Raw genomic sequence first — 15,520 nt, forward strand, 5'->3', positions numbered from 1 at the left:
CATGCGCGCAATTCTGGTGGTTCTTCATCGCTGGTTCGGCCTCTTTATTGCCGGCTTTCTGATTATTGCCGGCCTGACCGGGGCGCTGATTTCCTGGGACCACGAGCTGGATGAATGGCTCAACCCGCACCTGTTCGAGAGCCAGAGTGAAGGGCAACCGCTGCCCATGCTGGAACTGGTGGACCGGGTGGAGCAGGCCGACCCCCGGGTACGCGCCAGCTTTTTCCATCTGGAGCCGGAGCCCGGCCACAACGCGGAAATCTGGGTGGACGCCAGGGTGAATCCGGAAACGGGCCGCCGCTATGAGCTGGACTACGACCACGCCTTCGTGGACCCGGTCACCGGCGAGATCGTCGGTAAGCGCCTGTGGGGCAAGATCTCCCTGCACCCGGAACACCTGATGTCCTTCCTCTACAAGCTGCACTTCACCCTGCACTTGCCGGAGTGGAAGGGCATTGATCGCTGGGGGATCTGGCTGATGGGTGCCGCCGCCATGGTGTGGCTGTTCGACACCTTTATCGCCATGGCACTGACCCTGCCGCGTAAGCGCCGTACCCAAAAGCCCGCTGGCAAGAGCTGGCTGCAACGCTGGAAACCTGCCTGGATGATTCGCCGCGGCGCCGGCGCCTACAAGCTGAATTTCGACCTGCACCGGGCCGTGGGCCTGTGGGTGTTCGGCCTGCTACTGATTCTGGCGTTTACCTCTTTCTCCCTGAACCTGTACCGGGAAATTTTCTACCCGGTCATGTCCATGGTCTCCGAAACCACCCCCGGGCCTTTCGAGACACGCACCCCCACCGCCCTGCATGAACCGGTGGAACCCCAGGTAAGCTGGCCAGCCCTGTTCGATAAAGCGCGCACCGAAGCGGATAACCGCCAGTGGCAAGAGCCCATCGGCGATACCTTCTACAGCGACAACTTCGCCGTGTTCGGGGTGCGCTTCTATTACCCGGGCGAAGACCACGACAGCGGCGGCATGAAAGTGAAAAGCCTTTACTACGATGGCGAAAACGGCCAGCTGATCGGTGACGAAGTGCCCTGGGAAGGCACCGCCGCCGACGTCTTCAACCAGCTGCAGTTCCCCCTGCATTCCGGCCGCATCGCCGGCCTGCCCGGCCGTATCATCGTATCGATCATGGGCATTGCCGTGGCCATGCTCTCCATCACCGGCGTAGTGATCTGGTGGAAGAAACGCAAGGCGCGGGTGGCGAGCAAAAAGCGTAAGCAGATCAACACATCCACCGCCACATCAGCCACCTGAACGGCCTGCTAACCACCCTGTAGGAGCGCCACTTGAGGCGCGAAATAGGCTTGCGACACGATGACAAAATGGAGAGGCTATAAAACCACATGGTTCGCGCCTCAAGTGGCGCTCCTACAGCAATCCTCAAAGCCACATCGCATTCCAGTAAGGGTAATATCTAAGGGATTTGACCAGGCCGGCACGCAGGGGATTGGCAACAATATAACGGGCAATATCCTTGATCGATTCCTGGTAGCGGATCGCATGGTCGTGGTAGCCCCTTTGCCAGATGCGCCCCCCTGACAAACGACCGCTCCTGCCTTTTACAAGATTCATGGTTGTGGAAAGTGGGTACTTCCCCTCCAGCGTAAAAAGCCAATGGATATGATCCGGCATCACGACAAAACAGAATGAGGAGGTCATCCCCTGCTTATCGGACCAGAGCAATGTCCGGCACATGGTTCGCGCATGCTGTGCGTCTTCAAACCAAGGATACCGCCCATTCGTCACTGCAGTGACGTGATAAACCCTTCCCGCCTCGGAGTAACGACCCTGCCTGAGACGATTTCCCTGATATCGCTTTTCCATACAAAAAGGATTGCGCCCAAGCACAAGGCAGCAAAGCCGATATCGCTGAAGTTTCTGTAGGCGGCACGATCAAGCGAACGAGAGCAGGCTCTCAACAGCAAGCATCAGAACCGATCACGACCGGGCTGGTTGAGGTTGTTGATGCGGGTCTTGCCTAGCAGTTTCAGTAACAGATTGCGGAAGAAACGCAGTAGCGGATAGAGCACTTTCGAGACACGCCGGGAACGGAACATCCAGTAGTTGAAACGGTTGAAGATCCCCGAGCGGCTGCCGATCAGGGCCAGGGCATGGATGGCATCGGCGCCGTAATAGAGCTGGTCGCCCATCTTCAGCACCATACCCTGATCGATATCCAGGCCGGCGCCGGTGATCTCGCGCATCACCTCACTGTCTTCCCGGGCATCCACGATACGCAGTTCACCCACGCTTTCGCGGACGCGCACTACCTGGCAATAGGCGTGGCAGGCCGGGCATTCCTTGTCGTAGACCAGCAGGATGTTGGGGCGTGAAATGTCGGGACGGGACACATGGCCTCCGGCTGAACCCAAAAAAAGCCCCCTGTCGGGGGCTTGTTGTTACCACTGAATCGGCGCTTCCGACGAGCCCGGGCTGGGCGCCTGCCCGGCGGGTCCGGCCGTCGGGCTGTCTGCGCCAGCGGCACTGCGTACCCGGTCGCCGGCCTGCAGGGGACTGCTGGCCGGGCCGTCCAGGCGAGCGACGCCATAATCCGGGCGCACATCGGTGACGGTCAGGGTGGCCAGGGCGTTACCCTCCAGCTTGATGGTCAGGCCGGTGTCCGGGTCTTTCATTTCCCCGGCGGGGCGATAGACCTGCATGCTGGCATCCTGCTCCAGCCGGCCCTGACCCTGGCTCAGGAATACGGTATCGCCCTGCACCTTGATGATCTGCACCGGATAGAGCACATCCGTGGCGGCACCGGCCATGGCCCGGGCAATGACGGGATAGAGTTCATCCGCCAGCCGCTCCGGGTGGTTGCGGTCGTCGATCTTGAGCTGACGGGCCACCTCGCGGATGGACGCTTCAGACTGGTTCCAGTCGAACAGGTCTGCCCAGAGGATTTCGCTGCTGGTGGTATCGATCAATCGATAGCGAACCCGGATGCGCGGCTCATAACCGGAAAACTTGGCACCATAGAATTCCCGCTGACTGTCGCCGATGCTGAAATCTTCGATGGTGCCTACCAGCAGCAGATCGGCCCCTTTGCGCTGCCCCAGCCGGGCCAGCTCTTCCGGCGCCACACTGCCGCTGGCGACGACGGACTGCTCCTGATCAATGGCATCCAGGTTGGCCCGGTCCAGCACCCGGAAACGACCGGACTGGGTAAAGGCGGTAACCAGATCATCGCGCAGCTGACGCTGCACCTGGCTGGCCGGCACCTGCACGTCACCCAGGTCATAACGGGGCTGGCGGCTGTCGAAGGTGGTAATGGCAATACCAGGCAGGTGCGAGCGGTCCGCACCCAGGGTCTTGGGACGAAGCACCTCCGCCTGCACGTTGGCCTGCCACAGGCCGTCTTCCACCTGCTTCACCGACTGCACCTGGTAACTCTTGATATTGCCCAGGGTAGGCAGCTGCGGCTCTGGCACCGAGGTCTCGGTACCGATCCAGGTGCTCACATCACCCTGCTGGCGAACCACCCACTGCAGCACATTGGTGCGGAAGTTCGGGTCCACGGCCACGCTGACCCCGCCGGCCTGTCGCACCGCCGCCACCAGGGCATTGGTCATGGCCTGCTCCGGGTTGTCGCCGTAGCCGCGGGCCGATACAGAAACGGTCTCCGTGGCAGCCTGGGCCAGCGACGCACACAACAACAGGATGAAACATAACGGAGCGAACAGGTGCTTGGTCATAACGGCCTCCATGTCTGGTTAGCTTGCACGCAGCCGGTCACCCCGGTTGCGTGCAGCGTCCTTACAACCCGAACAGGCTCTTGCTGCGAGTCTTGCGGATTTCTTTTTCGTTAGTCCACTCGATGATGCCGGTCTGGATGTTGAGCAGCTTGAGGGTGAACTTGTAGTACACGTCCTTGGTGCTGCCATCGCGTTTGACGATGGAGGAGAAGTTACCGTACATCATCAGCTCGGCACCGATCTGGCGGCCCATGGCGGCGGCTGTGGATTGATCCACCATGCCGGAATCGCTCTGGTATTCCAGCTGCTGACGCACACGATCCACCACGGACATGTCCACAAAACGGAACTTGCCGGAGTTGATCAGCTTGGACTGGATGGTGTCGGTGATGGACTCGGTGTCCACGTGTTCGGTGGTCTTGTTCTTGATGCGATCCACGAATACCACCGGACGGCGGTTCTGGGTCATCTGCACGATGGGCGGAAACACCATCATGTCATCCACCATCTTGGCGGCGATCATCTGCAGGTCGGTGGAACCGAAATCCGTATTCACGGTTTCGCGGGCCTGGGCATCACCGTAATCCACCTTGGAGGCACAACCGGACAGGGCCAGGGCGCTGCCCAGCAGCAGCAGGGAAAGTAGGCGTAGCATTATGAGATTCTCCTTGTTCCTTTTAGGAAGGCACGCGACGATTATTCGCGCACCCAGATTTCAAAGCGTACGGCGGACGGGTTGGGGGCAACGGCCTGGACGCTGTTCTGGCTACGACCTGCCATCACCACCTGCCGCCAGGGCTGGCCTTCCGGCGCCTGCTCGAAACCGTCCTTATCAAACCATTTGAACTTGTATTGGAAATCCAGTTCAAATTTCCAGTCATTTTCCAGGGTGGCCTGTATGTAGAGCAGGTCGCCCACGGTCTTTTGCTTCAGGTCCTGCACGGAAATGCGGCTGGATAACAGGCTGTTGCTGGAATAGACCTTGGTGATGGTCTCGCCGTCTTCATCCACTTCCATGCGGCCCATATTGGTGGCCGAACAGGCCGCCAGCATGGCCGCCAGCAGCAGCGCCAGCATCGGGCGTAACAGTGTCATAAGGGTCCCTCCTGAACGGGTAACACGCGGGTAATCAGCTGGCCGGGAACGGCCGCCACATGAATCACGGTGAGGCCACGGTTAACCACCGGTACCGTCAACGTAGCATTGCCCCCGGGGGTGCTCAATACAAGGGTATGTTCCCCCTGGGGCAGTGAAAATCGTGTTGCCTGGGCATAGGCAGGCAGGGTCAGCCAGCTGCGCCGGTCCGCCTGCTCGCTGACCAGGTTGTACAGCTGGGTGGCAAAGGCCCCCAGCGGGCCGAAATCATCGTTGGCCTTTTTCTGCAGGTTGTACTTGGCGGTGGCCCGCAGGGTCTGGCGCACCAGCATGCCCGGCAACCGCTCTTTCAGGTCCTTGGCGGCCAGGGCCCCCACATCCGCCAGCACCACGGTTTCCCCCAGCGGCTGGCTGGCGCTGTCCAGCACCCGCAGGCTGTTGGGGCGCGGCTTGCTGGTCAGGGAATAGGTGGGAAAGGCCACCGAAAAGATGCCGTGGACCGTGGGAATGGGCAGGCTGAATTCTTCCCGGGCCTGCACAAAACCCTGCTCGTACAGTACCGCTACCATGCCATCTTTTTCAGGCCGGCCCTTCATGGCATTGGACACGCGCTCAACGTCTTCCTTGAGCATGTCCAGCTCCGGATGAATCTCCAGGGCCTTCTTGTAGTCCACCAGGGCATCGTTGTATTCGCCGTGGGCTTCCCAGAACAGGGCCGACAGGTAGAAAGACCAGGCATTCTGGAAACTGGCCTTCACTTCCCCGGCCACCGCATTGATACCCTGGAAATAGCCATCGAACTGGCTCAGGTCCACGTTGTTTTCTTCCGCCGCTTCCTCCGCCTTGGCAATTTCCTTGTCACGCTTGTCCGCGGCCACCCGTTGTTCCAGGGCCGCACCACGCAGCTCCACAGCGGTGCCGGTGGGGTCGTTGGCATCCCAGTAATTCAGGGCCTGGTAGGCATGGGTGAAGATGCGCTCGTAGTCCGGGGCCACGTAGCCGCGGGCATTGTCGTTGGTGACCAGGGAAGTGGTGGAAGACGCCAGGGACGAGACCTGGATACGGGCACTGGCATCCTCCTCGTCGTATTTCTGGATGGCAGCAGCAAAGGCCTCACGGCTTTGCTCGCGCTGGCCGGTGAGCTGGCTGACCCGGCCCAGCTCCTGCAGATAAAGGACGCCATCGCCGCCAGCAGCGGCTTTTTCCAGCTTCTCGGTGGCCGCCGGCGCCACCGGAGCGGTGGCCAGCGAGGCCTTCCATTGCTGGGCCTGATTGGGGTAGGGCACAAACAGGGAGTTTGTGGCACAGCCGGACAATGCCAGCAGCCCTGCAACCAACAGGCATCCTTTCCTGAGTCGTCTCATAGGTTAGATACGAAAAAGCCGGAGCAGGCAAGGTAGCCCGCCACCGGCTTTTTGTCGAGTGTTTCACCGTTCTCAGGGAGGACCCGAACAGCCGCTCCCCGAGAAACGCCGACTCACCTAGAACAACACCCGGGTACGGATGGTGCCGTCGATGGTGCGCAGCTTTTCCAGCGCCAGCTGGCTGTAGGCCTTGTCCACATCGATGACCACGTAACCGATTTCCTCGTTGGTCTGCAGGTACTGGCCACAGATATTGATGCCATTCTCGGAGAAAATGGTGTTGATCTGGGTGAGCACGCCGGGCACGTTCTTGTGAATGTGCAGCAGGCGGTGCATGTCCGGGTGAGCCGGCAGGGCCACTTCCGGGAAGTTCACCGCGCCCAGGGTGGCACCGTTGTCGGAATAGCGGGCCAGCTTTTCGGACACCTCGGTGCCGATGTTGACCTGGGCTTCCTGGGTGGAACCACCGATGTGCGGGGTCAGGATCACGTTGTCGAATTCACGCAGCGGGCTGATGAATTCGTCGTCGTTGCCCTTGGGCTCTTCCGGGAACACGTCGATGGCCGCGCCCAGCAGGTGACCGTCTTTCAGGGCCGCCGCCAGGGCGTCGATATCCACCACCTTGCCGCGGGCGTAGTTGATCAGGTAGCCCTTGGGCTTCATGGCACGGATCTGCTCTTGCTTGATCATCCAGCGGGTGTCGGCGGTGTCCGGCACGTGCAGGCTGACCACATCGCTCATGCCCAGCAGCTCGTTGAGGCTGCTCACCTGCTCGGCATTGCCCAGCGGCAGCTTGGGAATCACGTCGTAGAACTTCACCTTCATGCCCATGGACTCGGCCAGTACGGACACCTGGGCGCCGATATTGCCGTAACCCACCAGACCCAGGGTCTTGCCCCGGATTTCATAGCTGTCCTTGGCAGACTTGAGCCAGCCGCCGCGGTGGGCAGAGGCGTTCTTCTCGGGAATGCCGCGCATCAGGTTGATGGTATGGGCAATCACCAGTTCCGCCACGGAACGGGTATTGGAATAGGGGGCATTGAATACCGGGATACCACGCTTCAGGGCAGCATTGAGGTCTACCTGGTTGGTACCGATACAGAAACAACCCACGCCGATCAGCTTCTCCGCTGCCTGGAACACCTCTTCGGTGAGCTGGGTGCGGGAACGGATGCCAATGAAATGGGCGTCCTTGATCTTGTCTGCCAGGTCGTTGCCGGTCAGCGCAGTGGGCAGCAGCTCCACGTTGCTGTAGCCGTGCGCCTTCAGGTTCTCCACGGCGTTTTCGTGGATGCCCTCGAGCAGGAGAACGCGGATCTTGTCCTTCTCAAGAGAAGTATCGGCCATGATGGAAGTCTCGGTAGCCTGTGAAATGGGCGCGTATGGTACCATAGCGCGCTCAAATTGAGAGCAACCCGTGCGGGACTTCTCTTCATGTCCCCATGAGCCCGACTCAAGCACCCGGCACGACCCGTTCAGGAGACCCGTTGATGACCGCCCATGCCCATGCTGCGCTGGAGCAACTGACTGATTTGCTTGGCAATCGCCTCCTTACCGACCCGGAAAGCGCCCAGCGCTACGGGGTCGACTGGACCAAGGTATGGGCCCCGGCCCCCAGCGCCATCGCGCTGCCGGAGACCATCGACGAGGTGCAACAGATCGTGGAGATCGCCAACGACCACGGCCTGCACCTGGTGCCGTCCGGGGGCCGCACCGGCCTGTCCGCCGGGGCGGTGGCCGCCAATGGCGAGCTGGTGGTGGCCTTTGATCGCATGAACAAGATCCTGGATTTCAACGAATTCGACCGCGCTGTTACCGTGCAGCCCGGCGTCATCACCCAGCAGCTGCAGGAATTCGCCGACGAGAAAGGGTTGTTCTACCCGGTGGACTTCGCCTCCGCCGGCTCCAGCCAGATCGGCGGCAACATCGGCACCAACGCCGGGGGCATCAAGGTGATTCGCTACGGCATGACCCGTGACTGGATCACCGGCCTGAAAGTGGTCACCGGCAAGGGCGAGCTGCTGGACCTGAACAAGGGCCTGATCAAGAACGCCACCGGTTACGACTTCCGGCACCTGTTCATCGGCGCCGAGGGCACCCTGGGTTTTGTGGTGGAAGCCACCGTGAAACTGGCCCGCCAGCCGAAAGACCTGACCGCCCTGGTACTGGGCGCCCCCGGCTTCCGGGAAGTAATGAAGATCCTGCACGCCTTCCAGCAGGACATCGACCTGACCGCCTTCGAGTTCTTTTCCGACAAGGCCATGGCCCATGTGCTGGAACACGGCGTGGCCAAACCCTTCGACACCGCGTGCCCGTTCTACTGTCTGCTGGAATTCGAACAGCTGTCCGAAGCCACCGGCGACCAGGCCATGGCCATCTTCGAAAAATGTGTGGAAGAAGGCTGGGTACTGGACGGCGTCATGAGCCAGTCCCTGCAGCAGCTGGACCAGCTGTGGCAACTGCGCGAGCGCATTTCCGAGTCCATTGCGCCGCACACTCCCTACAAGAACGACATCTCCGTCACCGTGGCGAAAGTGCCGGACTTCGTGGAAGACATCGACACCGTGGTGCAGGACGCCTACCCGGATTTCGAAATCGTCTGGTTCGGTCATATCGGCGACGGCAACATGCACCTGAACATCCTCAAACCGGCGGACCTGGCCAAGGAAGACTTCTTCGCCCAGTGCAACAACGTGTCCAAGTGGGTGTTCGAAATCGTCGAGAAGTACAACGGCTCTATTTCTGCGGAGCACGGCGTGGGCATGACCAAGAAGCCCTACCTGGAATACTCCCGCAGCCCGGAAGAAATCGCCTGCATGAAAGCGGTGAAGCACGTCTTCGACCCCAACAACATCATGAACCCGGGGAAGCTGTTCGATGTTTGATGAAATCAACACCCCGGTGGATCAGGACGGTTACCAGCACCGCTGGATCGACGGTTCGCCCATCGACATTCCCGTGGGCAAGGCCGTGTGCGTGGGCCGCAACTACGCGGACCACGCCAGGGAGCTGGGCAATGCCGTGCCGGATGCCCCCATCCTGTTCATGAAGCCGGCCACCTCGTTGGTAAGCCTGCACGAACCCCTCGAACTACCCAAAGGGCAGGGCGAGGTGCACCACGAAGTGGAGATGGTGGTGCTGATCGGCAAACGGATTCACAGGGAAACCGATCTGGACAACGTCCGCTTCAGCATCGCCGGCTACGCCGTCGGCCTGGACCTGACCCTGCGTGAGGTGCAGAACAATCTGAAAGAAAAAGGCCACCCCTGGGAACGGGCCAAGGCCTTCGACGGCGCCGCCCCGGTATCCGGCTTCATCGATGCCCGCGGCATCTCCGTAAAGCAGAAGCTCAACGTCACCCTGGAAATCAACGACGAGGTACGCCAGCACGGTCACACCGGCCAGATGCTGTTCCCCACTTTCGAGTTACTCAGCGAAATCAGCCAGACCTTCACCCTGGAACCCGGCGATCTGGTCTTCACCGGCACCCCGGCCGGCGTCGGCCCACTGAATAGCGGCGATAAATTTACCGCCCGGCTGGGTAATATCATTCAGGTGTTCGGCTCCGTCGCCTGATACCCCCCTGTAGGAACGCAGCGAAGCGGAGTAACGCCCGGAGGGCGGCCCGAAGGGTGAGCGTTAGCGAATACACCTCTCGAGGTGCGAATCTCCGGCCTAGGTTGGTGGCACCCAAGCCACCAACCTCTATCTGCAACCCATTACTCTGTCTCCCCCCTCAGCCCGCCTATCCCTTTATATTGATAATAGGACAAAACCTATATAGGCTATAGCCTATTAAAGGATGAAGGACTGACAATGTGGCAGATTCAAACCACGGACAGGTTTGATGAATGGTTCGATGCGCTCAACGACACAGACCGGGAAAACGTCATCGCCGGCATGCTTGTTCTGGAACAAAAGGGACCACGCCTGTCCCGACCGTATGCCGATACTGTGAAAGGATCGGCTCACCCGAACATGAAGGAGCTGCGGGTCCAGAGCAGGGGCAATCCCATCCGGGCTTTCTTCGCCTTTGACCCGGAACGAACCGGGATTCTGCTCTGCGCCGGCGAGAAGACAGGGAAAGACAAACGATTCTACGACGAGATGATTCCGGTGGCTGATCGCGAATTTACCGCGCATCTCCAGAAACTCAACCGAGGTGGCTCAAATGGCTAGAACACTGCAACGGATCCTGGAAACCGAAAAACCAGAGATTGTCGAAAAGGCCAAAAAGAAAGCTGACGCCATCCTTCTGGATATCCATCTGGCTGAAATCCGCGCCCTGATGCATAAAACCCAGGCGGAAATGGCCGCAGCGCTTGGGGTCAAACAACCCACCATCGCAGGCATGGAAAAAGCCGGTCAGGATCTGAAGCTCTCAACCCTGAAACGTTATATTGAAGCGGCTGGGGGTAAAGTGCGGCTGGATATTGAGCTGCCAGATGGGCAGCATCATGGGTTTACGCTTTAGAGAAGGTTTCTCCCACGGGCCAAGACTTGGCCCCCAATGTCGTACTGCCGTACGTTGAATTGGCCCGCTATCCTGACAGCTTCCGGCCAGCGCTGCCTGAGTGCCAGGTTGTCCGTTCATTGAGGGCAACATCGTGGCGGCAAAGGAAAAAGCTGGGAACCTATCTACACGCATCCTTTTCCTACCAGGTGAGACAGTCATCGTTTTCAGATTTCCACAGGATCTCACATGTTCAAGAAGGCACTCGCCACCCTGGTTTTACTGATCACTTCTGTAACGGTTTCCGCAGCAGATAATCCCCTCAGCGTACATGTTCTCAACACCCAGAATGGTCTTCCGGGGCCCGGCATTGAGGTGGCCTTGGCGTATTACGACAATGGCCAGTGGGTGTCACTGAACGCTGGAAAAACCAATGAGCAAGGACGTATCACCGCCCTATACCCTGCCGGGAAAAATATTAAGGAGGGGGTGTATAAGGTAACGTTCAAAACCGGTGACTGGATGAAGCGTCGCAATGCAGAAACGTTTTTCCCTGAAATCCCGGTTGTCTTCGAAGTTGATGGAACGCTTTCACACTACCACATCCCCCTGCTGCTCAGCCCGTTTGGCTACTCAACCTACCGGGGCAACTAGCGACGATACCGCCAAGCCACCCGGACGCCGCAATGGGCTGTCCGGGTGACTGGTATCGGGATATGCGCCTGGGTCACATGCCTACATCACCCGGAAATGCTTGCGCACCGTTTCGTTGACCCAGCCGCCCAGCCGCTCCCGGCCTATGCTGTTGATAAAATCCCTTACCTCGTCGGCGTAGGCGCCATCCTCTTCGAGAATATGGTGCAACAACCAGCCTTCCAGTAGTCGCAGTAATTCATCGGTGACGGCGTCTCCTTGCTCATGTCGGCGTAACAGGGATTCGATATGAAAGGTGAATTGCCGGTGTTTATGGTGATGGTCATCCAGCTCACCATAGCCGGCCCGCTCCATGAGCGCTTCCTCGAAGCTGAAGTGGGATTCGGTATAGTCCACCAGGTCGTAGAGCACCCGGGCCACTCCCAGCTGGGCGTCCGGCTGGTCGGCCAGGCGATCCAGCTCATTGATGTAATCCACGATGCGTTTGTGCTGCTGGTCGATGACCAGAATGCCCAGTTCGTAGGCCGGGCCCCATAGGATGCGCATGATCCTTCTCCGTTTGCCGTGCTGCAGGTTCTTGACGCTAGCAGGGGGCGAAACGGCGAATGTAGATATGGATCAAGGTTTGTGCGCGAAAGACAGGGGGGAACTGCCGGGCGGACGTTGCGCACTCCCGGCGTCGACGGGCCACCCCTGTTACGGTGCCGCTGGGGCGGCTTTGCGTAACACCAGTAACGTATCCACCAGAATGATGGCCAGCAAGGCCGCGGCGGAGAGCGGGAAGGCCAGAGCCACCACCAGCATGATCACAGCCACGGTGCGTGCCGGGGCCGGTTCGGCGCGGGGCGGGGCACGGCGGGACTGGCGCTTCCACCAGAGCAGGGCCCCGGTGACGGTGAGCGCCAGTATCAGGGTCACCAGCAGCAGATTGATCAGCCAGTTCCACAGACCCAGGTCCCCCTGGTGCAGCGGAATGGAGGCGGCCATGGCCTTGCCCATGGCCGGATAGTCGGCGAAGCGGATTTCCTGCAGAGCCTGGCCGGTGGCGGGATCCAGGTGCAGGATGCGCTCGTCCATCGGGTTTGTCAGGTCGCCGGCGATGGTGGTGGCCGAGACCGTCCAGACACCTTTGTCCTGTTGCGGGAAATGCACACGGAAATTGCCGAATCCCTGTGCACGGGCCTGACTCACCACATCATCCAGTGGCAGGGACCGATCTCCCGCACTGCCCTGCGGCATGGGAGTCTGCTCCACCGCCCAGGGCACGCGATGCAGGCCGGCTTCGTTCATGGCGTGATGGCTGTCGACGGCCTCCGGGGCCACCTGTGTGGCATCAAAGCGGGTGCCCGGCAGGGAACCCCATGGCTGCACCAGTTTGCCACCCCAGATGTTGGTCCAGGCCAGGCCGGAGATCAGGAAGAACAACAACGGCAGGGCAATCAGCCAGCCAATGCCCAGGTGCCAGCCGCGCCAGTCCGCCCGGCTGCTGACGGTCCGGGAAGGAATCAGGGTGCGCAGGCCGCCCTTCGGCCAGGCCAGATAGAGGCCGGTGACGATCATCAGTACTGCCAGACCGGCAGCGATTTCGATCAGGGCATCGCCCAGGTCACCGAGGAACAGGGAGCCATGGAATGTCTTGATACGCGCATAGAGGCTGGCAGCGGGATCCCGGTCACCCAGTATCTGTCCGGTATAGGGATTCAGATAGACCACGGTGGCCGGCGCATGATGGCCACCGTGGCCGGCATGGGAATGGGGCTGCAGAGAAAACCGTGCGGACTGATCGGCAGCCTGGGGCGGCAGGTAGAGTTTTACTGCGGCATGCGGATATTGTTGCTCCACGGTTTCCAGCAACACGGAGGCGGGCAGGGGATTGGTCCCTGCTTCAACCGTCTGCAGGGACGCGTTCAGGGCCGAATCCAGCGGCTTGCTTAGCAACATCAGCAGGCCGGTGAACGCCAGCATAAACAGGAAGGGAAGCACCAGCATGCCGACCAGGAAATGCCAGCGCCACACCGCCCGGTAGAAGCGGGTGGGCCCGGATCCGGCTGAATTGACAGCATTCATGGGCAGACCCTCTCGTCAGAAATCAAAGCGGATGCCCGCGAACACGGAACGGGGTTCGCCTGCCTGAAGAAGGGCATCGTTGATGTTCGCGTCATTCCGTACGGTCAGGTTGGCCACGTAGGCTTCATCGGTCAGGTTGCGGCCTTCCAGATAGACTTCCCAGGCATCACGGGTGACACCGGTACGCAGGCCAACCAGTTCGTAGCCGTCCACCTCATAGCTGTTTTCAAAGTCGGCAAAACGGTCATCGACAATGTCGAAGGTAGGGCCGGCAAAGAAACCGTTGGCATGGCGGTACATGACTTCGCCCTTGATGAAGAAGTCCGGGGCCACGGGCAACTGGTTGTCGCCGTAGACCGGGTCGTTATCGAAGGTGAAGTCGTTATAGGTCATGCTCAACAGCGGTTCGATGCGGTGGCGGCCATCGCCCAGGGCAAAGCTGGCACCCACCCGGGCTTCTACGCCGGCATGGATAGTGTCTTCCACATTGGTGACCTGACTGGTGCCGGGAGCCCCCGGCTTCTCAACAGAAAGAATTTCGTCTTCGATCTGGGCGTAGTAGACCGCCACTTCCCAATTCCACTCGTTATCCTGGCCAAACGGTGCCACACCCCGGGTTCCCACTTCCCCAACCACACCCTGCATGGCATCCAGGGTGTCATTGTTTGCCTGGACCTCGTCTTCCAGCTCGTACAGGGTGGGCGCCTCATAGAGCTTGCTCACATTGGCGAACAGCTCGCTGCGATCGGCCACCTGGTAGATCACCCCAAGGCGCGGATTGAAGGATTCGTAGGTGTCGTTGGGATTGCGTTGTGCACCGGAGGATACGTTTACATTATCTACCTCCCGGCTCCCGGTCACCGCCTGGGCCCCGTAGACCAGGGTCCAGCGCTCGGCAAAGTGCCAGCGATCCATGGCGAAGATTTCAAGGTTGTCCGCCTTGTTATCCACTTTGGTGGTCAGGGCATCGCGGATGCCGCCGCTGTGGGTGTAGTTGCCGCCTTTCACCCAGGTTTGCCCGTAGTTGAGCCCGAGCAGCAGATCATGGTTGCCCATCTGTTTGTCGAAACGCACGGTGGTGCCAAAGGTGGTCTGGTCGTTGTCGATCAACAGGCTAAACCCGGGATCAGCCCCACCAACAATAGGGTGATAGAGCGACTGATCCTCGAAGGAAAAGCCCACCACCAGATTGCTGGTGTCACTGAGTTGCCAGCGGGTGCGGTTGGCCACACGCCAGGTTTCCACATTCTTGAGGAAGTTACCGCGCTCGTTGTCTTCCCCCGCCTGGTAGGGGTCCTCATCGAACTGGGCCCGGGTGAGGGAACCGGCAAGCTCCTGATCGTTATCTGTGTAGGAAAAGTAGAAGCGGTTTTCCACCGTATCGCTGATCTGCCAGCCGGTGTTGGCATAAACGCTGCCGCGCTGCTGTTCCTGATGATCCCGAAAACCGTCGTAGCTGCGCTGCTCCACGGTCACCAGCGCATCCTTATCGCCGGCCACGACGCCACCGGTAATCCGGCTTTGCACGGTGCCGTGGGAGCCACCGCTGAGGGAAATCTGGTTGTTGGTGTTACGGGCCGTGGGGCTGATGAAGTCGATGGCCCCACCCAGGGTGCTGGCGCCGTAGGTAAGGGCATTGGCGCCACGGGCAATGACCGCATAGCGGGCGGCCATCGGATCAATAAAGCTGTTGTGGTTGTTGCCATCGGCAGCGGTCACCGGCAGGCCATCAATCATCAGTTTGACGCCGTTGCCATCGAAGTTGGTGGCATCCAGATTGGAGCCCCGGCTGGAGAGAAAGGTGGCATCCCCGGTGGCGCCGGTAGCGGTCCATATGCCCGGCACATAGCGCAGCATGTCTCCGATACTGACCACGTTGCGCTCATTGAGCGTCTGCGTGTCAAGCAGGGTCACCGCGCCGGGGGTCAGGGCCTGCTCGCGCTGGAGTTCGATTGGGGTTTCCGCGGCGGCATTTTCCGCGGAGCCCTCTACGGTCACCGGCGCCAGCACATTGGCCTCGTCCTCTGCCGCGATGGCATCCACGGAGATCAACAGACACAGGCAGGCAAGCAACGGTTGGCGCGGTGAAGACAGCATGAACGATTCCCCAGGGTATTCGGCAAGGACGGGAGGGCACTGGGCCCGATAACGGCGGGAGAGTGTATGGGGATACGCGGGGCGGGGA

General features: G+C 60.2%; 16 protein-coding genes. 6 read left to right on the forward strand and 10 right to left on the reverse strand.

What is annotated here, in order from left to right; translation table 11 throughout:
* The first annotated feature begins 1 nt into the window (after position 1).
* Positions 2-1,261 (forward strand): PepSY domain-containing protein, encoded by a 1,260-nt coding sequence (locus C4S63_RS08165; RefSeq protein ID WP_103917271.1) that lies wholly within the window; start codon positions 2-4, stop codon positions 1,259-1,261.
* Positions 1,262-1,387: 126 nt separating this feature from the next.
* Here the strand turns inward: C4S63_RS08165 and C4S63_RS08170 are convergent, their stop codons facing one another.
* The 7 genes from C4S63_RS08170 to serA all read right to left on the reverse strand — a co-directional run bounded on the left by C4S63_RS08170 (position 1,388) and on the right by serA (position 7,508).
* On the reverse strand, positions 1,388-1,831 hold the full coding sequence (locus tag C4S63_RS08170; protein ID WP_103917272.1) for a transposase: 444 nt from the start codon (positions 1,829-1,831) through the stop codon (positions 1,388-1,390).
* Positions 1,832-1,935: 104 nt separating this feature from the next.
* On the reverse strand, positions 1,936-2,358 hold the full coding sequence (locus C4S63_RS08175; RefSeq protein ID WP_234999965.1) for a DCC1-like thiol-disulfide oxidoreductase family protein: 423 nt from the start codon (positions 2,356-2,358) through the stop codon (positions 1,936-1,938).
* Between the two features lie 48 nt (positions 2,359-2,406).
* The gene (locus C4S63_RS08180; protein ID WP_103917273.1) at positions 2,407-3,702 is read right to left on the reverse strand and encodes a CsgG/HfaB family protein; all 1,296 of its coding nucleotides are present in this window, start codon (positions 3,700-3,702) and stop codon (positions 2,407-2,409) included.
* A 61-nt stretch (positions 3,703-3,763) separates the two neighbouring features.
* Positions 3,764-4,357, reverse strand: coding sequence for a penicillin-binding protein activator LpoB (gene lpoB, locus C4S63_RS08185; RefSeq protein WP_062815114.1), 594 nt, complete (start codon positions 4,355-4,357; stop codon positions 3,764-3,766).
* Between the two features lie 41 nt (positions 4,358-4,398).
* Positions 4,399-4,797, reverse strand: a complete 399-nt coding sequence (locus C4S63_RS08190) for a YcfL family protein (RefSeq protein ID WP_062815113.1) — start codon at positions 4,795-4,797, stop codon at positions 4,399-4,401.
* Positions 4,794-6,134 (reverse strand): COG3014 family protein, encoded by a 1,341-nt coding sequence (locus C4S63_RS08195; RefSeq protein ID WP_234999966.1) that lies wholly within the window; start codon positions 6,132-6,134, stop codon positions 4,794-4,796. The genes C4S63_RS08190 and C4S63_RS08195 overlap by 4 nt, the downstream gene beginning before the upstream one ends.
* A gap of 144 nt (positions 6,135-6,278) precedes the next feature.
* A complete protein-coding gene (gene serA, locus C4S63_RS08200) occupies positions 6,279-7,508 on the reverse strand; it encodes a phosphoglycerate dehydrogenase (protein WP_103917324.1) in 1,230 nt (409 codons plus the stop codon).
* Between the two features lie 143 nt (positions 7,509-7,651).
* Here serA and C4S63_RS08205 point away from each other — a divergent pair, with 143 nt between their 5' ends.
* From C4S63_RS08205 to uraH, 5 genes are all read left to right on the forward strand, one after another.
* A complete protein-coding gene (locus C4S63_RS08205) occupies positions 7,652-9,046 on the forward strand; it encodes an FAD-binding oxidoreductase (protein WP_063509926.1) in 1,395 nt (464 codons plus the stop codon).
* Positions 9,039-9,737 carry a fumarylacetoacetate hydrolase family protein gene (locus C4S63_RS08210; protein ID WP_103917275.1) on the forward strand — a complete coding sequence of 233 codons (699 nt, stop codon included), beginning with the start codon at positions 9,039-9,041 and terminating at the stop codon, positions 9,735-9,737. Before C4S63_RS08205 ends, C4S63_RS08210 begins: the two co-directional genes overlap by 8 nt.
* A gap of 240 nt (positions 9,738-9,977) precedes the next feature.
* On the forward strand, positions 9,978-10,340 hold the full coding sequence (locus C4S63_RS08215; protein ID WP_103917276.1) for a type II toxin-antitoxin system RelE/ParE family toxin: 363 nt from the start codon (positions 9,978-9,980) through the stop codon (positions 10,338-10,340).
* Positions 10,333-10,635: a helix-turn-helix transcriptional regulator gene (locus C4S63_RS08220; protein WP_063509923.1), complete on the forward strand. Its 303-nt coding sequence runs from the start codon at positions 10,333-10,335 to the stop codon at positions 10,633-10,635. The genes C4S63_RS08215 and C4S63_RS08220 overlap by 8 nt, the downstream gene beginning before the upstream one ends.
* 228 nt (positions 10,636-10,863) lie before the next feature.
* Entirely contained in the window at positions 10,864-11,268 is a 405-nt protein-coding gene (gene uraH / locus C4S63_RS08225; RefSeq protein WP_103917277.1) for a hydroxyisourate hydrolase, read from the forward strand.
* Positions 11,269-11,349: 81 nt separating this feature from the next.
* On the opposite strand, the gene C4S63_RS08230 is transcribed toward uraH, so the two are convergent.
* The 3 genes from C4S63_RS08230 to C4S63_RS08240 all read right to left on the reverse strand — a co-directional run bounded on the left by C4S63_RS08230 (position 11,350) and on the right by C4S63_RS08240 (position 15,432).
* A complete protein-coding gene (locus C4S63_RS08230; RefSeq protein WP_062815106.1) occupies positions 11,350-11,814 on the reverse strand; it encodes a bacteriohemerythrin in 465 nt (154 codons plus the stop codon).
* A gap of 150 nt (positions 11,815-11,964) precedes the next feature.
* Positions 11,965-13,335 (reverse strand): PepSY domain-containing protein, encoded by a 1,371-nt coding sequence (locus tag C4S63_RS08235; RefSeq protein ID WP_103917278.1) that lies wholly within the window; start codon positions 13,333-13,335, stop codon positions 11,965-11,967.
* 15 nt (positions 13,336-13,350) lie between these two features.
* Complete coding sequence (locus C4S63_RS08240) at positions 13,351-15,432, reverse strand: TonB-dependent receptor domain-containing protein (RefSeq protein WP_103917279.1); 2,082 nt, start codon at positions 15,430-15,432, stop codon at positions 13,351-13,353.
* Positions 15,433-15,520: the final 88 nt, after the last annotated feature.

The organism is Alcanivorax sp. DSM 26293, from assembly GCF_900107995.1.
GTDB lineage: Bacteria > Pseudomonadota > Gammaproteobacteria > Pseudomonadales > Alcanivoracaceae > Alcanivorax.